This is a genomic window from Brevibacillus sp. NPDC003359 (genome assembly GCF_042878995.1).
Classification (GTDB): domain Bacteria; phylum Bacillota; class Bacilli; order Brevibacillales; family Brevibacillaceae; genus Brevibacillus.
Genome location: NZ_JBIAOR010000021.1, coordinates 24416 through 49786, shown reverse-complemented (window position 1 = coordinate 49786; position 25371 = coordinate 24416). Strand labels below are relative to the sequence as shown.

Below are 25371 nucleotides of genomic sequence, written 5' to 3'. Positions count from 1 at the left end.
AGGCAGGTCCACAAAAAAAAGACCGATGCGCACAGGTGCACACCAGTCTTTGCTTGCGATACAGTTCAATTCCTAGCTGCGCGGTGGACGAGATTCGCCACGTTCGCCACGTGGACGGGAATCGCCACTGCGTGGACGAGAGTCACCGCTGCGTGGGCGAGATTCGCCGCCGCGAGGACGAGATTCGCCATTGCGTGGGCGAGATGGACGCTTTCCGCCAAATCCGGAACCAGAGCTGAAGCCACCTTTTCCTTTTGGAGGCAGCTTTTTCTTCCCTACACGAAGAGGAGCCTCTTCAGTCAGGCGAACAGGAGTTATATCCGGCTCTTTGGTCAACAGCTTGAGTGCTGCGGATACCAGCGTTACGGAATCAACATCCTCCAGCAATTGTTCTGCCAATGTTTTGTAAGCAGACAGATCATCTCTGCCAGACGCTTCCAGGATTTTGTCTACCGTCATTTTTTGTTGACCTTCCATAGCTTCTGCCATCGAAGGAACGGCTTGACGCTCCATGCGACGCTTGGTCGTACGCTCAATCAGACGCAGATGGTCGATTTCACGGGAAGTGACAAACGTGATTGCCAGACCTGTTTTACCAGCACGTCCTGTTCTACCAATACGGTGAACGTAGCTCTCGGCGTCCTGTGGAATGTCGAAGTTGAATACGTGCGTAACACCGCTGATATCCAGACCGCGGGCTGCAACGTCAGTCGCCACCAATACTTCGATTGTACCTTCCTTGAACTTGCGCAGTACGCTGTCGCGTTTTGCCTGGTTCAAGTCTCCGTGGATACCTTCTGCTCCATAACCGCGCTTGGTTAGCGCTTCGGACAGCTCATCCACTCTGCGCTTGGTTCTACCGAATATGATAGCCAGCTCAGGCGAATGAATATCCAGCAAACGGCACAGAACGTCGAATTTTTGTCTTTCTGCTACTTCCATATATTGCTGTTCGATGTTTGGTACGGTTACTTCTTTTGCTTTCACTTGAATGATGGTTGGTTCGCTCATGAACTGCTGAGCGATTTCCTGGATCGCTCTTGGCATCGTCGCCGAGAAGAGCAATGTTTGACGATTGGTAGGAACCTCTTTCAAGATTTCCTTGATATCGTCGATGAAGCCCATGTTCAGCATTTCATCCGCTTCATCCAAGATTACCATCTCAATCGCATCGAGACGAATCGTTCTTCTTCTCATGTGGTCCATGAAACGACCAGGTGTTGCCACGATGATTTGCGGGCGTTTTTTCAACGCCTTGATTTGACGCGTGATGTCTTGGCCACCGTAGATTGGCAGGGCAGAGATGTTTTTAAATTGGGCAATTTTATTAATCTCTTCTGCCACCTGAACAGCCAGCTCACGAGTAGGGGTCAGTACAACCCCTTGAATGTTGCCGTTGGTTTCGTCCAAGCGCTCAACCAGTGGAATACCGAATGCAGCCGTTTTACCAGTACCTGTTTGTGCCTGACCAATCAGGTCACGACCTTGCAGTGCTACAGGAACCGTTTGATCCTGAATCGCTGTTGCCTCTTCGAAGCCCATGTTGCTCAACGCTCTAACAATGGAGTGATGTAAGCCAAAATCATTAAAAGTCGCCAATGAATGTCAGTCTCCTTTATCAATACCTTCATATATAAAATTCTCATAAAAAAGGGCACTATTCCTTACCATCCGGAACATGCCCTTTTATCCCCGATTGTACGTAGCACCCTAAAGAACATAGCTGTAATCGTACCATGCAATGCCTGAAAAAGCAAACTGCATATATACCCAAATCGCCTGATTTTGTGCGAATGCAGTCTGTAAAAAAATTACAAAGCAGCCCAGAATCAGGCTGCTTGTCTGTTATCGAATTATTTTACCCATTTGTTGTAAAGCTCATCAAACATTCCTTGCAGTTTCATCTCGTCCATCCACAGATCCAAGTAGTTAGCGAAGATGGTGTCTCCGCGATGAATCATGTACGCTTTTTCACTCTTGGTGAACGGGTTGTCGGTCAGAGCTGGGTACAGACGGGAATCTGCTTTGGAATATACAATCGCTTCCAGCGTATCCGTGATCATCACATCATACTTTCCACTCGCTACCAGACCAGGAATGTCGAGGTTGTTTTGTTCAACCGTCACGGTTGCTTTTGTCAGATGCTCACGAACGAATTTTTCGTTGGTGCCGCCTGGATTCACACCAATGCGCACCTCTGGCTTGTTGATGTCTGCTACACTCTTAAACTTGTCCTTGTCTTCTTTACGGATGAGTGGAGCTTTACCGAACTGAATGTAAGGATCGCTCATCTGTGCTTTTTTCTGACGGTCTGTGTTGCGCGTAACGCCTCCAACAGCAATATCGAATTTATTTGCCAAGAGATCGTCCATCAGTTTCGGCCAAGAGGTTTGGACAAAGCGTACCTCTACTCCCAAGCTTTTTGCGAATTCTTTCATTGCGTCGATATCGTAACCTTCAAATTCGTTCGTTTTTGGATTCAAATATGTAAACGGTTTGTAGTCACCTGGAGTACCTACAAGGATGTAGCCTCTCGCAATGATTTCATCCAAACGAGACTCAAACTTCTTCGCTTGCGGTTTTTTAGCAGCTTCAGCAGCTACGGTTGGGACAGGCTTAACTGCCGTTGCAGCAAAAGCACCTGTTCCTCCTGTCATGAGCATGGTTGCAGCGAGTGTGCTCGCCAAGATTGTTTTTGTAATTTTTTTCATCTGGTTTCTCCTCCTGTTAAACGGTAATGAATTTAGTTATCGGAAACAAACTCCATCATCCCCTAATGGCATCCCCCCTTTCAAAGAAAAGGTCTTACAACTTTTCGAATTGCCTCTTACACAGTAAACCTGCGGATTCCTTGCTGTAATTCTTCTGCCACTGCGTTCAACCGCTCGACAGACTGGTCAATTTCCTGGATGGCTTGAAGTTGCTCTTCGGTTGCCCTTGCCACTGTTTGTGCATCGAGTGAAGCATGTTTCGCGATGTTATGCATTTCATCCACAGAAGCACTCACCTGCTCCGAGCCTGCTGACATTTGTTCAGATGCTGCGGATACTTCCAAAATGTGCGCGGCAACGTTACGGGACGATTCCAAAATATGCCCAAAGATTTCGCGAACCTCTTCTACCAGTTGAATACCTTGCTGTGCGTTTTGGTTGCCCTCGGTCATGACCTCTACCGCGTGACGAGTATCCTGCTGGATTTCCCCGATCAGCATCGCGATTTTGGATGCGGATTCCTCGGATTGGTTTGCCAGTTTTTTCACCTCTCCGGCAACTACAGCAAACCCACGTCCATGTTCGCCAGCACGTGCTGCCTCGATCGAAGCGTTCAACGCAAGCAAGTTGATTTGCGAGGTCAACTGACTGATCGTATCAAGAATGCCTTCGATTTCTTTGGATCGATTGTTTAGCTGCTCGATGGCTACTGTCGCCTTCGATGTCCCCTCGCCAATGCTTCCCATCTGGCGAACGGCCTGCTCTACCACGGCAGTCCCTTGCTCGGCCTGCTCTGTTGCTATCTGGGCAGCCTCAGAAACATGTGCCGACGTCTCCGCGATTTTCACGATGCCTGCGGCCATGTCATTCATAGACAACGCGACATCCTGCGAGCTGGTTGCCTGCGCCTCTGCTCCCTCAGAAATTTGTGCGATAGACAAGCCAATCTGGTTGATGTTTTCCGTCGCTTGTTTAATACCTTCCGATACTTCCTGACTAAAACGCTGTACTTGATCAGACGACAAAGATACGTCTTCGATCAAATTTTTCAAGTACGATACCGTCTGGTTAAAGTCACGTGACAAAACCGCGATTTCGTCTTTTCCGTCAACGGTTACTGTCTCTCTCAAATTCCCCTGAGACACTACATTTACAGCGTGATTCAGACGCTCAATTGGTTTCACCATGCGTACCGCCAAGAAATAAACGAGGACAACCCCAATAGCCAACACGATGAGGGAAATGACCATCAATCGGGCCGATAGTTGGTCGACAGGAGCATGCAGCTCAGCTACAGGTGCCGTAATGTATACGCCCCAGTTCAAATTGGTAGGAGCATAGGACGCAAATCGCGCTGTATTTTCGTATCTGTATTGGGCGATTCCATGATTCCCTTTCTTGATATCTTCGAAGGCCGTTTGCAGTTCGAGAATACCCATGTTGAGAATCGATTCCTTCAGAATGTATTCACTCGTTGGGTGATAAATAAATGTTCCTGTTTTACTTACTAAAAAGGCGTAGCCAGATTGGCCGAACGTCTCTTCGGACACTTTTTTCTGGATGTCATCGATTGGGATAGTGGAACCGATATAACCGTATTGACGATTGTCCTTCATCATTGGAACGACAAGCGTCACGATGTTATTCCCTGTCCGCTTCGAAACTACAGGCTCGGAGACAACTACCTTCCCTTCCCCCTTGCTGGCTTCCTTAATATGCGGACGATCCGAGATATCGGTCACTTCACCCTTGAAATTGATCACTTTCTTTCCGCTTAAATCATGCGAAAAGAAGAACGTCTCAAACTCGGGGTTTTTCTTTTGGGCTTCTTGAATGAGCTTCAGGTCATATTCGACATTGTTATCAGCCGACATCAATCCTCCCACCGCTCTTACAATCTCAATTTTTTCTTGAAAGAAACCATCAATACGAATCGAGAGGTTGCTAGCTGACAACTCAGCTTCTTTGTCCAGACTGTCTGCCAATAGATTGGAAGCACTCCAATAGCTTGCACCGCAAACCGTGCCCAAACTTATGACCAACAACAAGCACAAAACGATAATTAGCTTATTCTTCAAACTATTTTTCATACCGAACCACTTCTCCCTTCTCTTCTTTCAACAAAAAAAAGACTGCCCACCGACAGCCCATCATGACCACGGTATGGCAACCCGGCTGTCCTAGCTGCGAAAATCATCGACTTTCGTCCTTAGACCCGTGGCTTTGCGTCCCTGCCTTTCAACAGGTTTGCCTTTGTCATTCCTTGTTGTTTTTTCAATGAAAGTCCACTTTTTTTCAATCTCACCTTTCATTTCCCATAACTTTCCGCTTATAAACCTCAAAATGGAAAAAAAGCTGACAACCTTTTACAGTTGTCAGCTTTTCGTCAAACTTTTTCATTAGCTTAATCCGCTCACTTGCCCATCCTCGTCTACATATAACGATTCAGCAGCCGGCTTTTTCGGGAGTCCTGGCATTGTAACCAAGCTTCCGGTCAGTGCCACGATAAAACCAGCTCCTGCTGATATGCGCACCTCGCTCACTTGAATCGTGAAGTCTACAGGTGCCCCCAACAGATCAGCACGATCCGTAAAGGAATACGGTGTTTTCGCCATGCACACAGGCAGATGGGACATGCCCATTTCTTCTACCTTTTGCATCGTTTTCAGCGCAAGCGGCGAAAAGACAACCCCTGATCCACGGTATACTTCTTTTACGACCGTCTCAATCTTGTCTTTTATGCTGAGGTCTTCCTCATACAAGAATCGGAAGGAGGAAGGCCGCTCTGCTGCACGAGTCACTTTTTCAGCCAGCTCGACACCGCCTGCTCCTCCTTCTGCCCATACCTTGGAGAGTGCCGCTTCGGCTCCGGCAGCTTGGCACAGCGCAATTACGGCATCAATCTCTGCCTGGGTATCCGTCGCAAAATGATTGATAGCAACCACTGCTGGCACACCGAACTTCTGCAAGTTTTCCAGATGTCGCTTGACGTTTTCGAAGCCTTTTTCCAGAGCAGACAAGTTCTCCACTGCCAGATCAGGTACTTTTACCCCGCCGTTGAATTTCAAGGAGCGAACCGTAATGACCACGACAGCAGCCGATGGTGTCAGGCCTGCTTTTCTGCACTTGATGTCAAAAAACTTCTCCGCTCCCAAATCCGCACCGAAGCCCGCCTCTGTTACGACGTAATCCGCTAGCTTCAAAGCTGTCTTGGTTCCAATCACACTGCTGCACCCATGCGCGATATTGGCAAAAGGCCCGCCGTGAATAATGACCGGAGTCCCCTCGATTGTCTGTACGAGATTGGGCTTGATGGCTTCCTTCAAGAGAACGCACATCGCCTCAACAGCGTTGATTTCTTCTGCCCGTACAGGCTGATCATCGAAATCGTAGCCAATAATGATATGGTTCAACCGCTCGCGCAAGTCTGCCAGATTCTCGCTTAGGCATAAAATTGCCATGATTTCCGAAGCGGTCGTAATCATGAAGCCATCCTCACGCGTCATCCCATTGCCATCACCCATGCCGACCACAATGTTGCGAAGAGCGCGGTCATTCATGTCCATCGCCCGTTTCCAAACGATTTTCTTTGGATTGAGCCCGCGCGGATTACCATGGAAAATATGATTGTCGATCATCGCTGCCAACAAGTTATGTGCAGCTGTAATCGCATGAATGTCCCCTGTAAAATGCAGGTTAATTTCATCTGCCGGGAGAATTTGTGCCTGGCCGCTTCCGGTTGCGCCTCCTTTGATCCCCATGCAAGGACCCAAGGACGGCTCGCGAAGTGCTGCAATTGTTTTCTTCCCGAGATAATTTAGTGATTGTGACAGACCAATCGTCGTGAGTGTCTTGCCTGCTCCCGCTGGATTGGGGTTCATCGCTGTAACAAGAATCAGTTTGCCATCAGGGCGATCTTTCACTTGCTCCCATAGTTCATCTGATAGTTTGGCCTTATACTTTCCGTATAGCTCCAAATGCTGTTCTTCGATACCTGCACTCTTGGCAATTTCAACAATCAGCTTCATTTTTGCCTCCCTGCCACACCAGAATAAAATGCACCAGTTACCAATCTTCTACATTCTGCATAATCATCCTTTCTCCTCTCCTCTTCGACACATTACGCAAAAGAAAAAGCCCACACTCCGACAAACTTTCAGAATGCAGGCTCTCTTTTATTTTGCGAAAATTTTTCCCGGATTCAAAATACCGTGCGGGTCCAGTACATGCTTCATGGCTTGCATGACGTCCAGTGCTTCTCCGTGTTCCTTGCGCTGGTATTTGATTTTCCCCACACCCACACCATGTTCTCCGGTGCAGGTTCCTCCCCGACTCAATGCGTATTCGACCAGATGGGCATTTACTTCCTCGGCACGCGCCACTTCTTCGGGGTCATTCAGGTCGATCATCAGTATAGCGTGATAGTTCCCATCCCCCACATGCCCTGCAATCGCTCCATCCAGCCCAGCACGATCAATCGTTTGTCGCGCGTCCACAACAGCTCCTGCCAGCTCGGATATTGGCAAGCATACATCTGTCACCATCAGCTTTTTCCCAGGAGATTTGTGCAGGAAGGCATACGCCAGGTTATGACGAGCGTCCCAGAGCTGTGAGCGCGCCTTCGAATCGGTTTCAAAAAGAAACTGCGTGCAGCCATGGCCATCGGCGATGTTCTGAGCAAAGTCGATATCATACGCGAGCCCTTGTTCACTGCCGTGGAACTCGATAAACAGCGTTGGTGCTTCCGGGTAGCTCGTTTCCTTGTAAAGATTCACTTGTTGGATGGAACGCTCATCAACCAGCTCGATTCGCGCTACCTGGATACCTGCACCGAGAATATCCACGACAGTATCGACGGCATCCTGAACAGAAGGGAAGCTGGCACGCGCCGCTGTTGTCGCCTCAGGAATGCCGTAGACACGCAAGGTCAGCTCTGTGAATACACCAAGCGTTCCCTCCGACCCGACAAACAGCCCAGTAAGATGGTAGCCTGAGGAGGATTTGGCTGTCATGCTCCCAGTACGGATGATACGTCCATCCGCCTTCACCACTTCCAGATCGCGAACCTGATCACGCATCACGCCATAGCGGACAGAGGTTGTTCCACTGGCGTTGGTAGCTGCCATCCCACCCAAGGTCGCGTCCGCGCCAGGATCGACGGAGAAAAACAATCCGTGCTTTTTCAATTCTTTATTGAGCTGGGTACGCGTCACACCTGGCTGAACTCTTACGAGGAAATCCTTCGGTCGTACCTCCAGCACTTGGTTCATCAATGAAAAATCCATGCTGATTCCGCCCGCGTAAGGAATCGCGTGCCCTTCCAGACTGGTCCCCATGCCAAACGGCGTTATCGCAATGCGCTTTTCGTTGGCCAGCTTCATGATTTGACTGACTTCCTCTGCCGTCTGCGGAAACACGACTACATCTGGAAGATGCGGGGTATGGTACGATTCATCATGACTGTGGTGCTCTAGCACAGTGGGGTTAGTCGATACTCGTTCTTCCCCCAGCAGTCCCACTAACGCTTGCTTGTAATCCACGTTGGTTCCCCCTCCGTTACTTGCTCAAGTTAACAAGGAATAAGCTGATTTCAGGAATGTAGGTGATGAGCATCAAATCGACGATCATGATGACCAAAAACGGAATCACCGCTCGCTCAATCTCCGTATTCTGGAGCTTCGCAATATTTCCTGCTACCAACAAATTGATCCCAACCGGTGGCGTCAGCATACCGATGGCGGAGTTAACTACCATGATCACCCCGAATAGCACCGGATCAATTCCCAAAGAATTCGTGATCGGCAGCAGGATTGGCGTCAGGAGAATGATCGTAACCGCCGTTTCCATAAACGTCCCCAAAATGAGCAACAAGATGTTAATAATGAGCAACGTGATGATCGTGCTGTCGGTAATCCCCAGCATGAATTGCGCAATTTCCTGCGGGATGTTTTCCCTCGTCATCAGATAACCAAAAGCATTGGCGGTCGCGATAATGAGCATAATGACCGCTGTCATACTGGCAGAGCCTGCGAATATTTCCCCCAAGTCCCTCCACTTGATCTCCCGGTAGACAAACAGCCCGACAACCAGACCGTAAATCACGGCTACCACTGCTGCTTCCGTCGGAGTAAAAATGGCTCCGTATATACCGCCAAGAATAATGATCGGCATGAGTATCGCCAAAATGGCGTCCTTGAATGCCTCCCATATCTCTTTGGGTGTATACTTCTCTCCGCCACCCCAACCGTTCTTCTTACTAATCCAATACGAGTACAGGATCAGCGAGATCGCTACGAGAATACCCGGTCCAATCCCGGCAATAAACAAGTCGCTAATCGAGGCACTCGCTGCTACCCCGTATAAAACCATCGGCACGCTCGGAGGAATCATGACGCCGATCGTTCCGCCTGTTGCATGCAAGGCCGCAGAAAACCGGACATTATACCCTTTTTTGACCATGTGCGGGATCAAAATTCCCCCTACAGCTGCTGTTGTCGCGGCAGAAGAACCCGATATCGCTGCAAAAAAGGTACACCCCATGACCGCCACGATAGCCAACCCTCCTGGAAGATTCCCGACAATCGTATTCGCAAAACGAATCAGCCTGGCCGAGATTCCGCCTGTTTCCATCAGCTTCCCTGCCAAGAGGAAGAACGGAATCGCCATCAGTGGGAAGGAATCTGTCCCGTTGAACATTTTTTGAATGACAACGAGAAGAGGGATGTTTCCCTCCAGCATAAACACGACAACGACAGATAACCCCAGTGCAACCCCAATCGGTACGTTCAGGATCAGGAGCACCAACAGTGTTAAAAACAAAATCGTACCCACAATCTGGTCACTCCTTCCCGGTAATGTCTTTCCACGTCACATGGATCACGTTCATGATGAGTAGGGCACCGCTGATCGGAATCACCATGTATACGTAGCCCATGGGAACGAGCAGAGTGGGTGAGGTTTGTGTCATGCTTCTCGCAGATAACACGTAGCCTTGCTGAACCATGACGAGAAAGAAGATCAGACTACACAAAGCGGCAATAACCAGCACTAACTTGTTCATGCGAGGCGACAAATACTTTTGAATGTACTCCGTACCGATGTGTGCTTTGATCGACATCGCGTACGCTGACCCCAGAAACGTGATCCAGATCAACAGATACCGAGCCACTTCCTCCGTCCAGGCCAAGGGCTGGTCGAGCAAAAAACGGAAAAGCACCTGCAGGAAGACAGCGATCACCATAATAGCCAGAAGGGCAATAATGAAAAAACGAAGGATGCTGTTTATTTTGGAAACAAGGTTGCCCACACACAATCTCCTTTCGCAGGAAAAAGGGGAGAAAAGCCAGAGTGGCCCATCTCCCTTCTGCCGTTTATTTCGTATTCACAATTTGATCCACCAGCTCTTTGCCAAACTGACCAGAAAACTTATCATAGACAGGCTTCATCGCATCGCGGAAAGCCTGCTTATCAACGTCCTCAGTAATGACTACCCCTTTTGCTTTGATATTCGAGATCGCCTCTTCTTCCATCTTGATCATCAACTCACGCTCGTACTGACCGGCTTTTTTTCCTTCTTCGGCAAGAATCTGCTGGACATCTGCCGGGAGCTTGTCCCATACAGGCTTGCTGAACAAGATCATCGCCGCTGAGTAGACATGCCCGGTCAAGGCCATTTGCGTTTGCTTTGATTCATATAGTTTGTAGGTCTGTGCGACAATCGCCGGATTTTCCTGGGCATCGACGACTCCTTGTTGCAACGCCGTCAGCGCTTCTGTCCAAGCCATCGGCGTGGGCTTCGCTCCCAATGCTTCGAATGCAGCCAGATGGATCGGATTTTCCTGCGTACGTATCTTCAACCCCGCCACGTCCTCCGGCTTCTTGATTACCTTCGAACCGTTCGTAATATGGCGGAAGCCGTTTTCAGCCCATGCCAGCCCGACCAGATTGGCGTTTTCCAAATCCTTGAGAATGTCCTGTCCGACTTGTCCGTCGAGCACCTTGTACGCTTGCTCACGGCTATCAAACAAGAACGGGAGATCCAGCACGCCCAGCTTCGGATGGAAGTTCATCACGGGCGCAGTCGAGGTAATCGACATATCCGCCGTTCCAAAGGTCAGCGCCTCTGTCAATTCACGCTCCGCACCTAGTTGGCTCAGTGGATACACTTCTATTTTCACTTTTCCGTTCGAGCGCTTGTCGACATCCTCCGCCATTTTTTTCAATGCCAAATGGTATGGGTGATCCTCCGTCAGCGAATGCCCCGCTTTGAACACATAGCTTTGGCCGTCACTTTTCGGCGCTTCTGTCCCCCCAGCTTGTCCCGCAGGCGGGGCAGTCTGTTGACCGCCACCACCTCCGCACGCCGCCAGAAATAAAGACACAGACATAATGCTAGCTAGCACGAAGCTCCACTTCTTCCGAAACATGCGATAGTACCCCCTGTTGTTTCTTTCGTTTTTTAAATAATATGAAAATTTAGTTCATTTTACTAAATCCCTCTTCCACCGTCTACATTCATGACCTCGCCCGTAACAATTTTGGATAGATCAGAAGCCAAATAGAGAGCTGCCTGCGCGATATCTTCCGGTTGAATCAACATGCCCAATGGAACACTGCTGATGAAAATATCTTTTTTCCCGGCCTCTACTTCCGCTTCATCTCCATTGATAAACTTACCCAACATCGGCGTCTCTGCCGGTCCTGGATTGATGACATTGACCCGGATTTGAAAAGGGGCAAGCTCAATCGCCAGTGCCTTGCTCAACATGATAGCGGCCCCCTTGGATGCGCAGTACGCATTCAGCCCCGGACGAGCGCGAATCCCGGCAATCGAAGCGATGTTGATGATGCTGCCTTTCCCCTTCTCCTTCATGTGGGGAACCGTATGCCTTGTCGTCAAAAAGATCGACTTCGTGTTCACAGACATGATGCGATCCCACTGCTCCAAGGTCAGCTCCTCAATGGGTGTAAACGCTTGGGGAACTCCCGCGCAGTTGACCAGGACATCTATCGAGCCGTAAGCTTCGAGCGTCTCCTTCACAAGTACAGCGACACTCTGATCATCTGCCACATCGGTTTGTACCGCATGACCTTTTCCTTGTGGCAGCTCTTGAGCGACCGCTACTGCTGCCTCTTTGTTTAAATCAGCCAGGATGACGTTGGCTCCCTCGTCCGCGAACAACTTGGCAATGGCCTTGCCCATTCCTGACGCGGCCCCTGTTACAATCGCCGTTTTTCCTTGCAAGAGTTGCCCGCTCATAGATTGATCACCACCATTCGCTCTTCCGTCATCTCTTCGACTGCGTAACGCGGGCCTTCCTTGCCCAGTCCGCTGTTTTTGACTCCGCCATAAGGCATGACGTCATTGCGATAGGTCGATACGTCGTTGATCACCACGCCACCGTACTCCAGCACACGAGCTGCTTTCATCGCGATGTTCAAATCACGGGTAAAAATCCCCGCCTGCAAACCGTACTCCGAGTCGTTGGCTTGTGTAAATGCATCTTCAAGGTCACTGTACGGAATGATCGTGACGACGGGCGCGAACACTTCCCGGCAAACCACCTTCATCTCTGGCCTTGTATCCACCAACACAGCCGGATAGAAGAGAGCCCCTTCCCGTTTGACAGGTAAGAGCGACCTTGCCCCTTGGCTAATCGCTTCCTGTACCCATTCTTCTGTACGGCTCGCCTCTTTTTCACTGATCATCGGTCCTACATCCGTCTCCGGGTCTTCCGGGTTCCCTATCTTCAACTGATGAACATGCGAGATGTACAAGTCGCTGAACGCCTGCATTACCTCTTCATGCACGTAAATGCGCTGGACAGCAATACACGCCTGACCGGCATTGTGAAAGCTACGGGCTGCTGTTTGACGGGCTGCCAGTTCCAAATCTGCATCGAGGTGCACGATATTGGGAGAGTTGTTGCCCAGCTCCAGCGCAACGGGACGCATGCCACTTCGCTCCTTGATGCGGCGACCAACTTCTCCTGACCCGGTAAAGGTGTACATGGCGACGCGCTCTTCATCCAGCAGCCATTCCCCTACCTGACTGCCTGCCCCTGTTACGATATTTACATAGCCTTTTGGCAAGCCAGCTTCCTCCAAAATCTCTACCAATAGAAAGGTGGCAATCGGCGTCACCGTTGCCGGCTTAACCACCAGCGTATTTCCTGCGGCTAGCGCTGGTGCGATCTTGTGCGTGCTGAGCAGCAAAGGATAGTTAAACGGCGTAATGGCACCAATTACTCCCTTTGGCACCCGAATGGTAAAGCCCAGACGGTTTTCCGAGCCTTCTGTTGCTTGCAGCGGGATCATTTCCCCGTGAATTTTCTTCGCTTCCTCTGCCGACAAACGCAGCGTATTGATCGTCCGATCCAGCTCATTCATCGCGTCCTTGCGCGTTTTGCCCACTTCGCAAATCAAGGATCGCTCCATCTCTTCCCTGCGTTCCTCCATCAGCTCAGAGGCTTTCAACAAGATTTTATAGCGTTGAAAAGGAGTCAATTTGTCTGCTTTAAACGTCTCCCACGCAGCTTCCACCGCTTCTGTTACCTGCTGCTGACAGGCCTTGGCAATTTGAGCGATACAATCGCCCGTGTATTTGTGAAAGATGGGAATGTAGCTCTCGGTTTTCACCCATTCTCCGCCGATATACAAATCATACGATCTCGCTTCCATGTCCTCTTCCTCCCTTTATTTATCTGGCTGCTTGATAGATGTGGCGAACGATTTCGTCTCCCAATTCTTTCGTTGTCGCCGTTCCCCCGAGATCCGGAGTGAGCACCTTGCCATCTTGCAACACGTTTTCGATGGCGTTCATGATGACAGCACTGAGCTCTGGCAAATCGAGATGATCCATCATCATGGCGAGGCTCCATACTTGTGCGATCGGATTGGCGATTCCTTTACCTGCGATATCTGGCGCAGAACCGTGAATGGGCTCAAACATCGACGGATACGCGCGCTCCGGATTGATGTTCGCGGAAGGGGCCAAGCCTAAACCACCGACAATCGCCGCCCCGAGATCGGTCAAAATGTCCCCAAACAAGTTGCTTGCGACAACGACGTCAAACGTTTCTGGTCTCGTAATGAAATAGGCAGCGAGCGCGTCGATATGATACAGATTCGTCTGGATCTGCGGATACTCTTTACTGACTTCCTTGACGATCTCATCCCAGAACGGCATGGAATGGTTGATGCCGTTGGACTTCGTGGCAGCCGTCACGCTCTTTTTCGAGCGTTTTTCCGCCAATGCGTAAGCGTATTTGAGGATGCGCTCTGTGCCGTAGCGGGTAAATACGTTGTTTTGCACTGCCATTTCGTACGGTGTCCCCTGATGCATGCGCCCGCCCATATTGGAGTACTCACCCTCTGTATTCTCCCTCACCACTACGAAATCGAGATCGGCATGCCCCTTATAGCGAAGAGGGCTTTCCAGACCTTTGAGCAGCTTGACCGGGCGAAGGTTCACATACTGCTGAAATGCCCGGCGAATCGGCAAGATCAACTCCCACACAGAGACATGGTCAGGAACTTCAGGCGCACCAATCGCACCAAGCAGAATCAAATCATAGTCTTTTAAAATAGATAGTCCATTCTCCGGCATCATTTTGCCGTGTTGGAGATAGTAGCTACAGTTCCAATCCATGACATCACGAGCAAACCGAATACCGCCGTGACTCTCTTCTATGGCTCCTAACACCTTCAGGCCCTCTTCCATGACCTCGGGACCGATTCCGTCTCCTGGAATAACTGCAATGGAATAGTGAAGCAACAGTCTCCCTCCTAAAAATCTAAATTTTTTGACTTTATACTTCACTATCCACTTGCATGATTAATGCCAAGCTGCGTATCGTGCACTCTGACCAAATAAAAGTCTTACTTCCGTTCCTCTCCTTGCATCACTCGTCCGGTAACATTGCAAAACAACGCAACAAAATGTTGCAACACGCATTGCAACATTTGTTCACGCCAAGCTATCCCGTTTCATCATTCAGGGCTCTTCCTGTTGGATCGGTGCTCCAATCTGGTATTCTTGTATTTTGCGGTACAACGTATTTCGACCGATTTGCAGCATTTTAGCTGCTTTGCTGACATTACCGCCACTTTTCTCCAGTGCGTTTTTGATCGCTTTTCTCTCTGTTTCTCGCAGCGAAGGAACAGCATGATCCGAGGATTCAGGTGAATCAGCTTCCACCAATCCCTCCAGCTGGATGTGGTCGCAATCAATGCTGCCCCGCTCTGCCAAAAAGACCGCTTGAATCAGCACTCCTTGGAGTTCCCGGATATTGCCCGGCCACGAATAAGCACACAGCTTATCCTTTGCCTCGGTGGTCAGTATGTACGGTTCTTCGGTGTCGATCTGCTGCAATAGATGCTCCGCCAGCTGGATGATATCACTGCGCTTTTTCAACGACGGCAAATGAATAGAGACTCCTTTGAGTCGGTAGTACAGGTCCGCCCGAAAACGTCCCGCCTTGATCTCCTCTGGCAGGTTTCGATGCGTAGCAGCAATGATCCGCGCATAGATGGGGCGTGATTGATTGCTCCCCACCGGGGTGACGATCTTTTCCTGCAAAACGCGCAGAAGGGCCGCTTGCGCACGCAAAGACATATCCCCGATCTCATCCAAAAAGATCGTGCCTTTTTTCGCCGCTTCAAACTTTCCGATTCTTCCTTCCCGATGTGCCCCTGTAAATGAACCACTTTCATATCCGAACAATTCACTCTCAATCAAATTTTCTGGAATTGAACTACAGTTCACTGCGATAAAAGGCTCATGCGTGCGCGGACCTGTCTCATGGACCATTTGAGCGAACAGCTCTTTTCCCGTCCCGCTTTCCCCAAAAATGATCACAGGAAAATCTACTTGCGCCGCCTTTTGTCCGAGCATCTTTGCCTGCAAGAAGAGCGGGCATGAACCAGCTAGACGCGGAAACGGCTTCAGCTGTACTTTGGGTGCCGCAGACCAAAACCGCGAGCGATGATCTTTCACATTACGACTGGCACGCTCCTGCTCCGCACTTACTCTTGCACCCAAGACTTCCTTTCCGAGCTGTTGTTGCGCGGCCCCATTCATGCCCACGATACGCTCGTCCCTATCCAAACCCACGAGTGCCAGCTTTCCTCGACCATCTTCTAAGTGTGATGGCGTTGGTAATGCAATCACGCGCTCAGCATCTGATAACAAAAAGCGGTTTTGCAGAGCCTCTGCGATCATGCAAGCAATTGTTAGGGCAAACGGATGGGAATATTCTTTTCGCGTACTAATGTCAATGATGCCCAACAGCTCACCCGCAGGTGAAAAAACAGGTGCCGCTGAGCATGTAAGAAAGCGATTTTCCAAGAAGTAGTGTTGCTCTCCCTGTACCTGAATTGGCTGTTGTGCGATCAGTGCTGTCCCAATTGCATTGGTTCCTTTATAATCTTCTGTCCAGTTCGCTCCGATTTGCAGCTGTACTTTTTGTGCCTGGTTGGCGAAGACTGGGTCCCCGATCGTTTGAATAATATTGCCTTCCCGGTCAGACAAGAGTGCTATGTGCTCTGTCGATAGCAAAAAGGGCGCAAGCTTGTTAAAAAGCGGGAGACTTTCGCGAATCAGAGGGTGATTATCCTGAATGATTTCTTTGATTCGTCGGGCAGAAATGATTTGGTCATTGGCCTTCTCCGTAACCTTGAGGTTCGATTCCTGACAGCGCTTCCAAGATTGCTGAACAATCGTCGACAACACGATTCCCTCCCCCAAAAATCATTCCCTCTCAGTATAACATGAGAGCCTGATTCATAGAAAAAACCAGTCGAAACAGGAGCACATTTGTCCCAATACGGAACACGACATGATCCATTATGGAACAATTTCTGTCCTCATCTATTCGAGAAAACGTTGTCATTTCGAGCTTTTCCACGTTGGTACGAGACTTGCTTTTAGAGAGGGCTGTAAAGAAATACGTGATAAATGAGGAGGCGCTCGCAATGATCTATGCTCAGCCCGGCCAAGTCGGTTCCAAGGTGACTTTCAAAAATCGTTATGAAAACTACATCGGGGGTAATTGGGTTCCGCCAGTGAAAGGTGAGTATTTCGAAAACGTTTCACCTGTAACAGGCAAGGTCTTTTGCGAGGTAGCCCGCTCGACAGCCGACGATATTGAGCTGGCACTCGACGCTGCCTATGAGGCAAAAGACGCGTGGGGTCGTACCTCTGTCGCACAACGCGCGAATATTTTGTTAAAAATTGCAGATCGCATGGAAGCAAATCTGGAGATGCTGGCAAACGCAGAGACGTGGGAAAACGGCAAGCCCGTCCGTGAAACACTCGCGGCCGACATCCCGCTTGCGATTGACCATTTCCGTTACTTCGCCGGAGCAATCCGCGCGCAAGAAAGTACACTAGCTGAAATCGATAACGATACGGTCGCTTACCATTTCCATGAGCCACTCGGTGTCGTTGGTCAAATTATTCCTTGGAACTTCCCGCTCCTCATGGCTACATGGAAGCTGGCTCCAGCCTTGGCTGCGGGCAACTGCGTCGTCCTCAAGCCAGCGGAGCAAACACCAGCTTCCATCATGGTGCTGATGGAGCTGATCGGCGACTTACTCCCTCCTGGCGTCGTCAACGTGGTCAACGGCTTCGGTCTGGAAGCGGGTAAACCACTTGCATCCAGCAATCGCATCGCGAAAATCGCCTTTACAGGTGAAACGACGACAGGCCGCTTGATCATGCAATACGCTTCCCAAAATATCATTCCGGTAACGCTGGAGCTGGGCGGAAAATCGCCAAACATCTTCTTCCCGGATGTGGCTGCAAAAGACGACGCCTTCTTTAACAAAGCCATTGAAGGATTCGTACTGTTTGCGCTCAACCAAGGGGAGGTTTGCACGTGCCCATCCCGTGCGCTCATTCACGAAAGCATTTACGACCAATTCATGGAGCGTGCCCTGCAACGGGTAGCCAATATCAAGCAAGGAAATCCGCTCGATACAGATACGATGATCGGCGCACAGGCTTCCTTGGAGCAGGTAGAAAAAATCCTCTCCTACCTCGATATTGGCAAACAAGAAGGCGCAGAATGCCTGATTGGCGGCTCTCGTGCACAGCTTGCAGGCGATCTCGAGGGCGGCTACTACATCCAGCCAACCGTCTTTAAAGGACACAACAAGATGCGCATCTTCCAGGAAGAAATCTTCGGTCCGGTCGTCTCCGTCACGACCTTCAAGGATACGGAAGAAGCACTCGCAATGGCGAATGATACGTTGTATGGCTTGGGCTCTGGTGTCTGGACCCGCGACATGAATACCGCTTACCGTATGGGCCGCGAAATTCAGGCAGGCCGCGTCTGGACCAACTGCTACCACGCTTACCCGGCTCATGCAGCGTTTGGCGGCTACAAAATGTCCGGTATCGGCCGTGAGACACACAAAATGATGCTGTCCCACTACCAACAAACGAAAAACCTGCTGGTCAGCTACAGCGATCAAGCTCTGGGCTTCTTTTGATCAATGAGCCAGCAAGAAAAAGTGCTCGCGACAGATGCTGCATTGGCACTAATTGAACGGCTTCGCGCCAAACACGGTGACCTGATGTTTCACCAGTCAGGGGGCTGCTGCGATGGCAGCTCCCCCATGTGTTACCCGCTCGGAGAATTTCTCGTGGGTGAGCAGGACGTCCTGTTGGGCGAGATCGGTGGCTGCCCGTTCTACATGGGCAAAGCACAGTATGAGTATTGGAAGCATACGCAGCTCATCATTGACGTCGTGAATGGGCGGGGCGGAATGTTTTCGCTGGAAGGACCTGAGGGAGTACGCTTCCTCACACGTTCACGGGTATTTTCAGACACGGAACCGGAATAAAAAGAAGACCGCTCCTGCCTTTTTACAGGCTGGAACGGTCTTTTTTTGCTTGGATGGCTATCTCGATTTTTTGCGAGAAGTACGTTTTGCAGGAGCAGTGCTTGCTCGATTGCCTTGTTTTGCATTCGGGCGTGCTGAACTGCGTTGTGTAGTTACTGGCTTGCCCTTAGAATTGCTCGACTTGCGTTCGAAGCCACCTGCTGCTCGGTTACCATCCTTTGGCTTACGATCAAAGCCACCTGTTGTTGCTCGGTTACCATCCTTCGGCTTGCGATCAAAACCACCTGTTGTTGCGCGGTTATCGTCCTTTGGTTTACGCCCAAATCCACCTGTTGTTGCTCGGTTATCGTCCTTTGGTTTACGCCCAAATCCACCTGTTGTTGCTCGGTTACCGTCCTTTGGCTTGTACTCAAAGCCACCTGTTGTTGCTCGGTTACCGTCCTTCGGCTTGCGCTCGAACCCGCCTGCTGCACGGTCTCTGCCCTTCGCCTTGCTCTCAGAGCGAACTTCTACGCGTTCACGTTTCCCTAAATTTCGCTCAGAACTGCCACCATTTGATTGACGTCGTCCATCTCCATCACGACGCTCCCTAGAGCCTTGCTGTCTTCCCTCAGCAGACTTGCCTTTCCCTCTGCCCTGCTTGTCCCCGCGCCGATCTGCTTTCTCGGCTCGCTCCCTCTCAGGCTTTTGCTTTTTCTGATCACCCGATTCCCCGCGATCCATTTCTCGCCGCTCCAGAGACAGATTGATCCCTTCTTCAATCTCCCTGAGTTGCCCCCAATCCTTCCCTGCCACCAACGTGAAAGCCGTTCCTTTTTCCTTGGCTCGCCCCGTTCTGCCGATCCGGTGTATATAACTGTCTACATCTTCTGGTATGTCGTAATTGAAAACGTGCGTGACTCCTTCTACGTCCAGCCCGCGCGCTGCCACATCCGTTGCGACCAAGTACTGAATCCTAGCCTCGCGGAATCGCTTCATCACATCCTCGCGCTTCGCCTGTGACAAATCCCCGTGCAGCTCGTCAGACATATAGTCCAAACCTTGCAGAGCAGCATTCAACGTACTAGCCCTACGCTTCGTTCGGCAAAAGATCACCGCGAGAAACGGCCGTACTTCATCAAGCAGACTGCACAACGTCGCTTGCTTCGCTCGGTCTGTCGTCTCTACCGCAATTTGGCGAATATCCTCTAATGTGATACGTTTGCCTTGAACCTTGATATTTTCCGGCTTTTGCATAAAGCGCTTCGCAAGTGCTTGTACTTGCTCTGACATGGTGGCCGAAAACAGCAAGGTCTGTTTTTCAAAAGGCGTATTTGCCATAATATCTTCTACCTCAGGCAAAAATCCCATATGAAGCATTTGATCCGCCTCATCCAGGACAAACATCGAAACTTGCGATAAATCGATCGTTCCTCTTCGCAGATGATCCAGCAAACGTCCCGGTGTCGCGATGACCACCTGTATTTTTCTTGCCAGCTTTCTCAGTTGCTGATTGACATCTTGTCCACCATAAACCGCGAGTACTTGGATGTCTTCCAGCTTTTCCGTCAGCTTCTTTACCTCTGCCGTAATTTGCAAGGCAAGCTCCCGCGTAGGGGTAAGAATCAACGCCTGAACATGCGTCGCTTGTGGATCCGCTTTTTCCAAGATCGGCAGGACAAATGCGAGTGTCTTCCCGGTTCCCGTCTGTGCTTGCGCGATGACATCTTTTCCTTCCAGCACAACAGGAATTGCTTTTTCCTGAATCGGTGTAGGCTCGGTAATCCCGTTTGCTTGCAGAGCATCTATTAGTTCCTTTTGTATTCCCAATCTCAAAAAATCAGCCAGTTTCGCCATCTCCATTCTTGAATCAATCCGTAATTATTTCGTACAAACTGCCATGCCGATGAAGTATCGCACGCCATCGCGGGGTGTTTTTTCAAACGTAACGCCTCTCTGATAGTACATATCCACTTCGGAATAGCGTACAAACAGCTCCGCGAACTCTTCTTGTGTCAATTGATGAACATGGAAGGGCTCACTCGTCTCTTTGCCCCGCCCTCTGCCAAATGGACTGGACAGCACGAGCGTACCACCTGGTGCAAGCATTCGGTACAAGTTATCCATAAACAGCAAATCATCTGCGACATGCTCAATCGTCTCAAAGCTCAAAATCGTATCAAACAACCCCAATTGCTCAGGAAGTCCCGGATCAAGAGCATCACCCTGCTGATACGTAATCTTTTGATGGTTGTATTCCCGATTGGCGTAATAGATCGTAGCCTCATCGTTGTCGACTCCGATCAATTCCGTCAGCTCTCGTTTTCGGTCCTTTGCGATCATATGACATCCGTAGCCGGTTCCGCAAGCAATATCCAGCACTCTACCTCTTACATAGGGTGCCGCAAAATAATATCGGGCTATATGCTCCAGCAGCATGCCGTTCGTAGGTTTTAACAGCTTGGGGATAATTCTCTCCCCTGTCCATTCCAGCAAAAGCAATCACCAATTTTCTTGTATTCTTCCTCACATCTTACCTTATTTCTCGGCTTGATCCTATCAGTTAGCATTTCCTGAACGCGGTTTATAGGGTACCACCGGCAAAACGCGTTTATCTTAACTTGATGGCGATACCCTTTAAAGGAATTATTCCTTCATTGTCTAAATATTAGTAAAAATGGCGAATCAAGGAGAGCGGAAAATGCATAAGGAATTTTTCAGCAAACATTTTTGTCTTGAAACAGTTAGTGAAGGGATATACGTTGCAATAGCAAGAGAAGGCGGTGGTGCTGTAGCAAATGCAGGCTTTATTGATTTAGGAGATAAAACAATAGTTTTTGATACATTTAACACACAACAAGCTGCTGAAGATTTAAAATATATTGCAGAAAAAATAACAAATCGACCCGTGACATGGGTTGTAAATAGTCATTGGCATGGAGATCATATTCGAGGTAACCAAGCATTTAATGAAAGTAATATTATTTCAAGTCAAGTTACATATGAAAAAATGAAGGATATTCATCCAGCGAGAATCAATAAGCAGAAAAATGATATACAAGGTCTAAGAAATTATATTCATTCTTTAAAAGGTCAAATAAATCAAACCAATGATCCTAAGTTAAACCATCAAATAAACTTTTTAAGCGAAATAGAAGCTTCATTACCAACTTTGAAATTAGTTTTACCTCAAAAAACATTTTTGGATGCAATTACGTTTCATGGAAGTAAACGTAGTGCACAGCTTTTCACATTAGGTGGCGGACATTCATTTTGTGATGCAGTTCTCTATATTCCAGAAGAGAAAGTAATATTCATGGGTGATTTATTATTTGTTGATTGCCATCCAACATTTTTTGAAGAATCGAATCCTGAGAATTGGATTCACATTTTGGAAAAGGTTAAAGCTATGGATGTTAAGATCGCGATTCCAGGACATGGTTCAATCGGAACGAAAATTCACATTTTAGAGTTAATAGACTATATAAACGATTTAACTGTAATTGCACGAGAAAAAGACCAAATCGAAGATATCAAAGTACCTAACAACTACAAAAATTGGGGTTCCCCAGAGGTTTATCAACAGAATTTTAAAATGCTAAAAGAAATATTGAAATGTTAAATCATAATAGAAATCCTTTTACATTCCACAATATAAGGTCCCATTCCGTGTCCATCGATCCAAAAAAACGCTATTCTTTTTGTAGAAATATACAGAAAGAATGGCGTTTTTAGTATGAATCAACGAAAAAGTAACTATCAGAAGAATAAAGAGCCTAAATACTTTCAAAGTGGAACCATAAACTGAAACGCAAATGAAACGCAGACAAAAGGATTTACACAGTAAACAGCTTGATGGGCATGTGGCGGTACCCCTTTATTAAGAAATTTGTAAGACATTTCATTACTGTTTTGTTAGAGCTGGGCGTTAAGATAGTACCATGAATGCATTCATAAGGTGGGACGAATCATGACCAAATATCAAGTCCTCGTAGTCGACGACGAGGAAGAAATCCGCGATGCTATTGAAATCTATCTCAAAAATGAATCCATGACCGTATTCAAGGCTAGCAATGGACAGGAAGCGCTGGACGTACTGGAACGCGAAGATATCCAGCTCATTCTGATGGACATCATGATGCCAAAAATGGATGGAATGACCGCCACCTTTCAAATCCGGCAGAAAAAAAACATCCCGATCATCATGCTCTCTGCCAAATCAGAGGATACCGATAAAATCCTCGGACTCAACATCGGTGCCGATGACTATGTGACGAAGCCCTTTAATCCCTTGGAGCTCATCGCCAGGGTCAAATCTCAGTTAAGACGATTTACAAACCTGGGAAGCGCTCAAATGACAGAAGATGAGATTCAGGTACGCGGCTTGACCTTGAACAAAAGCACAAAAAATGTAGCGATTGACGGTAACGAGGTTCGCCTGACTGCTACCGAGTACAAAATCTTGGAGCTGTTAATGGAAAACAAGGGTCGAGTGTTTTCGATCGAGGAAATTTATGAAAGGGTCTGGAGAGAGCCTTATATGAATGCGGAAAACACGGTGGCTGTCCATGTGCGGCGCATACGGGAAAAAATAGAGATCAACCCGAAGGAACCTAAATACTTGAAGGTGGTATGGGGAATTGGATACAAAATCGAAAAATAAACGCTTTGCGGTGCCCGTGCTGGTTGTTATGATCGTGAGTATTTCGCTCGCTCTCCTGACCATGGCCGATCTGTACCATAAGCGCGAGAATCTCCAAGAGGATAATTACTTTCAAAGCTCAGGCTTTAATCGTGAATTAGAGACTTTTGCCGAGCTGGTGAAAAACGTTCATGTAGATTATGCAAGCTACACCCCTGGACAGCTCGACGAGAGGACAGCGAATCAGCTCAAAAAAGAGCATGAGGAAAACCTCCGGTCGATTAAGGAAAAAAATAAACTGTCAGATACGATCGAAGAAGCAAAAAGAGATGGTGACAATGAGAGCGTCGCCAGATTAACCGAAGAGTTTTCACAAAACTTGCAAGAAGAAATTGCGAGAGAAACCTCTAATTATCAAGAGCGAGTAGACCAAAGAATCGCCGAAAGGGATGCCAAGTACGAGGAACGAAAAAACAGTCTTACACTACGGAGCGGCTCCTTCAAATACTATGTCACCGATACAAAAAACAACAAAGTTTACACCAACCTCCCTCAAGAACCTACAGATTGGGAACTGGCCCGATATGCGCGTCACACAATCAATCTCCCTAATACCAACGGAGATTTAGAGAGTATCAACCGCACTTATCAACTGAATCAATTGAGTGGTATCTTCTATGTCCCAAAAGAACCAGGCGGATATAGTCAGGTCCATACAGATGCCCTTTATTATGATTCCATTCGGGATCGGCTCATTGCCGAATTTGTCCTGCTCGGAGGCACTCTCCTTCTCATTGCACTCTGCTGCTGGTACCTGCCAGTAAGCAAAGTGTCGGAAGTGTCGGAAGTGCCGCTTGTAGCGAAAAGCATGGCCTTGTTCCGCCTTATCCCGCTGGATATTCGTATGGCGCTGTTGTTCGTGCTTGGAATCACGTATTGGAATATGATAGCAAACCTGCGTTTCTTCTTCTTGCCGATTGATGGTCAGCATTTCTTTACCCTTGCGTTCGTTTCGTTGTTCACTGCTTACCTGCTTCTACAATTTATGGAGGCATGGCTTATGTACAATCAACCTGAGAGATTTACGCAGCAGTGGCAAAAGAGTATCTTCGCCAGACAACGTGTCCTTCTTCAAGAAAGCTACACCAATCGTGGCATGTTCTTCAAAGTATCCACGTTGTTCATCCTGACTGTCATGTTCGGGATGAGTATCGGTTTCGGATTCGTCGCGCTTGTCAAAGGGGCTGGCGGCTTACTGTTTTTCAGCTTTTTATATGGCATGTTTTACATGATAGTGGTTTTCCCATACACACTTAGACGCTTGGGACTGATGAATCGCATCATGCAAGGTGCCTCCGAAATGGCTAACGGCAATATGAACGTTACCATTCAGAAGGTGAAAAAAGGGAAGTTATCTGATCTCGCCCACTCGCTCAACAACATCACAAAGGGACTCAAGAACGCGGTGGAAGAGCAAATGAAGAGCGAGCGCATGAAATCGGAATTGATCACGAATGTTTCCCATGATTTAAAAACACCGCTGACGTCGATTATCAACTACGTTACCCTACTCAAACAAGAGAACTTGACACCAGAGGAACGCAAGAACTACATCGATGTCTTGGATCGAAAATCAGATCGATTGCGCGTCCTCATCGACGACCTGTTTGACGCAGCCAAAATGTCCAGCGGCGCGGTGGAACTGAATATCGAGCAAGTGAATGTAGCCTCCCTGCTCAACCAATCCATCGCTGAATTCAGTGACAAAATCGAGCAATCGACGCTCACCTTCCGCGTAACGACGGAGCAGGCGAAGATCGTCGCCCCTCTGGATGGCAAGAAAACGTGGCGTGTATTCGAGAATCTGATCGGCAACGCCCTGAAGTATTCCATGCCGAATACACGTGTCTTGATCCATTTGGCAGAGACACAGGATGAGGTCATCCTGACGTTCAAAAATGTCTCCGCCTATGAAATCGACTTTGATGCACAGGAACTGTTTGAAAGGTTCAAGCGCGCTGATCAATCCCGTCATACCGAAGGCTCTGGCCTCGGCTTGGCTATCGCAAAAAGCATTGTAGAATTGCAAGGCGGCAGGCTGTCGATCGACATTGATGGCGATTACTTCAAAGTCATTGTGGTATTCCGCAAGCACGCTTAAGTATCAAACAGGAAAGCCAGTGCCCGGTC

General features: G+C 48.7%; 19 protein-coding genes and 1 riboswitch. Of the genes, 5 read left to right on the top strand and 14 right to left on the bottom strand.

The window, feature by feature from the left end; genetic code table 11:
- Positions 1–72: 72 nt before the first annotated feature.
- The 12 genes from cshA to ACFYU8_RS28590 all read right to left on the bottom strand — a co-directional run bounded on the left by cshA (position 73) and on the right by ACFYU8_RS28590 (position 16440).
- Entirely contained in the window at positions 73–1599 is a 1527-nt protein-coding gene (gene cshA / locus ACFYU8_RS28645; RefSeq protein ID WP_390306233.1) for a degradosome RNA helicase CshA, read from the bottom strand.
- Between the two features lie 254 nt (positions 1600–1853).
- Positions 1854–2711 carry a transporter substrate-binding domain-containing protein gene (locus ACFYU8_RS28640; protein ID WP_390306231.1) on the bottom strand — a complete coding sequence of 286 codons (858 nt, stop codon included), beginning with the start codon at positions 2709–2711 and terminating at the stop codon, positions 1854–1856.
- Between the two features lie 116 nt (positions 2712–2827).
- Positions 2828–4801, bottom strand: a complete 1974-nt coding sequence (locus tag ACFYU8_RS28635) for a methyl-accepting chemotaxis protein (protein WP_390306229.1) — start codon at positions 4799–4801, stop codon at positions 2828–2830.
- Between the two features lie 72 nt (positions 4802–4873).
- Positions 4874–4973: riboswitch (cyclic di-GMP riboswitch) on the bottom strand.
- Between the two features lie 137 nt (positions 4974–5110).
- The gene (locus ACFYU8_RS28630; RefSeq protein ID WP_390306227.1) at positions 5111–6739 is read right to left on the bottom strand and encodes a formate--tetrahydrofolate ligase; all 1629 of its coding nucleotides are present in this window, start codon (positions 6737–6739) and stop codon (positions 5111–5113) included.
- 147 nt (positions 6740–6886) lie between these two features.
- Positions 6887–8251, bottom strand: a complete 1365-nt coding sequence (locus ACFYU8_RS28625; protein WP_390306225.1) for an FAD-binding oxidoreductase — start codon at positions 8249–8251, stop codon at positions 6887–6889.
- A 16-nt stretch (positions 8252–8267) separates the two neighbouring features.
- Positions 8268–9542 carry a TRAP transporter large permease gene (locus ACFYU8_RS28620; protein ID WP_390306223.1) on the bottom strand — a complete coding sequence of 425 codons (1275 nt, stop codon included), beginning with the start codon at positions 9540–9542 and terminating at the stop codon, positions 8268–8270.
- A 7-nt stretch (positions 9543–9549) separates the two neighbouring features.
- On the bottom strand, positions 9550–10017 hold the full coding sequence (locus ACFYU8_RS28615; RefSeq protein ID WP_390306221.1) for a TRAP transporter small permease: 468 nt from the start codon (positions 10015–10017) through the stop codon (positions 9550–9552).
- Between the two features lie 64 nt (positions 10018–10081).
- Positions 10082–11137: a TRAP transporter substrate-binding protein gene (locus ACFYU8_RS28610; RefSeq protein WP_390306219.1), complete on the bottom strand. Its 1056-nt coding sequence runs from the start codon at positions 11135–11137 to the stop codon at positions 10082–10084.
- A gap of 62 nt (positions 11138–11199) precedes the next feature.
- Complete coding sequence (locus tag ACFYU8_RS28605; RefSeq protein ID WP_390306217.1) at positions 11200–11970, bottom strand: SDR family oxidoreductase; 771 nt, start codon at positions 11968–11970, stop codon at positions 11200–11202.
- On the bottom strand, positions 11967–13391 hold the full coding sequence (locus ACFYU8_RS28600; protein WP_390306215.1) for an aldehyde dehydrogenase family protein: 1425 nt from the start codon (positions 13389–13391) through the stop codon (positions 11967–11969). The genes ACFYU8_RS28605 and ACFYU8_RS28600 overlap by 4 nt, the downstream gene beginning before the upstream one ends.
- 19 nt (positions 13392–13410) lie before the next feature.
- On the bottom strand, positions 13411–14487 hold the full coding sequence (locus ACFYU8_RS28595; RefSeq protein WP_390306213.1) for a tartrate dehydrogenase: 1077 nt from the start codon (positions 14485–14487) through the stop codon (positions 13411–13413).
- A 219-nt stretch (positions 14488–14706) separates the two neighbouring features.
- Entirely contained in the window at positions 14707–16440 is a 1734-nt protein-coding gene (locus ACFYU8_RS28590; protein ID WP_390306211.1) for a sigma-54-dependent Fis family transcriptional regulator, read from the bottom strand.
- A 245-nt stretch (positions 16441–16685) separates the two neighbouring features.
- On the opposite strand from ACFYU8_RS28590, the gene adh reads away from it, so the two are divergent.
- Positions 16686–18206 carry an aldehyde dehydrogenase gene (adh, locus tag ACFYU8_RS28585; protein ID WP_390306209.1) on the top strand — a complete coding sequence of 507 codons (1521 nt, stop codon included), beginning with the start codon at positions 16686–16688 and terminating at the stop codon, positions 18204–18206.
- 3 nt (positions 18207–18209) lie between these two features.
- Positions 18210–18560 (top strand): DUF779 domain-containing protein, encoded by a 351-nt coding sequence (locus ACFYU8_RS28580; RefSeq protein ID WP_390306207.1) that lies wholly within the window; start codon positions 18210–18212, stop codon positions 18558–18560.
- Between the two features lie 57 nt (positions 18561–18617).
- On the opposite strand, the gene ACFYU8_RS28575 is transcribed toward ACFYU8_RS28580, so the two are convergent.
- Both ACFYU8_RS28575 and ACFYU8_RS28570 read right to left on the bottom strand, forming a co-directional pair.
- Positions 18618–20402: a DEAD/DEAH box helicase gene (locus ACFYU8_RS28575; RefSeq protein ID WP_390306205.1), complete on the bottom strand. Its 1785-nt coding sequence runs from the start codon at positions 20400–20402 to the stop codon at positions 18618–18620.
- A gap of 18 nt (positions 20403–20420) precedes the next feature.
- Positions 20421–21035, bottom strand: coding sequence for a class I SAM-dependent methyltransferase (locus tag ACFYU8_RS28570; protein ID WP_390306203.1), 615 nt, complete (start codon positions 21033–21035; stop codon positions 20421–20423).
- A gap of 205 nt (positions 21036–21240) precedes the next feature.
- Between ACFYU8_RS28570 and ACFYU8_RS28565 the strand changes: the two genes are divergently transcribed.
- From ACFYU8_RS28565 to ACFYU8_RS28555, 3 genes are all read left to right on the top strand, one after another.
- The gene (locus tag ACFYU8_RS28565; RefSeq protein WP_390306201.1) at positions 21241–22161 is read left to right on the top strand and encodes an MBL fold metallo-hydrolase; all 921 of its coding nucleotides are present in this window, start codon (positions 21241–21243) and stop codon (positions 22159–22161) included.
- 348 nt (positions 22162–22509) lie between these two features.
- The gene (locus tag ACFYU8_RS28560; protein ID WP_390306199.1) at positions 22510–23202 is read left to right on the top strand and encodes a response regulator transcription factor; all 693 of its coding nucleotides are present in this window, start codon (positions 22510–22512) and stop codon (positions 23200–23202) included.
- A complete protein-coding gene (locus tag ACFYU8_RS28555; RefSeq protein ID WP_390306197.1) occupies positions 23180–25342 on the top strand; it encodes a histidine kinase dimerization/phospho-acceptor domain-containing protein in 2163 nt (720 codons plus the stop codon). The genes ACFYU8_RS28560 and ACFYU8_RS28555 overlap by 23 nt, the downstream gene beginning before the upstream one ends.
- The last annotated feature ends 29 nt before the right edge of the window (positions 25343–25371 follow it).